Source organism: Arthrobacter sp. LAR12-1-1.1 (assembly GCF_040676555.1).
Classification (GTDB): Bacteria; Actinomycetota; Actinomycetes; order Actinomycetales; family Micrococcaceae; genus Arthrobacter.
Window position 1 is genome coordinate 1 of record NZ_JBEGIG010000065.1, and the last position, 255, is coordinate 255.

1 rRNA gene is annotated in these 255 nt (G+C 55.3%); it reads left to right on the forward strand.

Going from position 1 to position 255, the window contains the following annotated elements:
- A 23S ribosomal RNA gene (locus tag MRBLAR12_RS21070) occupies positions 1-255 on the forward strand; the annotation flags it as partial.

Sequence of the window (255 nt, forward strand, 5' to 3'; positions counted from 1 at the left end):
AGCAGCCATCCTTAAAAGAGTGCGTAATAGCTCACTGGTCAAGTGATTCCGCGCCGACAATGTAGCGGGGCTCAAGTACACCGCCGAAGTTGTGGATTTCAGACAATAGCCAAGCTGCTTCCTTGTGGAGTTGGTTCAGGCGTCTGGAGTGGTAGGGGAGCGTCGTGTGGGCAGTGAAGTCGCGGTGGAAACCAGCGGTGGAGCCTACACGAGTGAGAATGCAGGCATGAGTAGCGAAAGACGGGTGAGAAACCC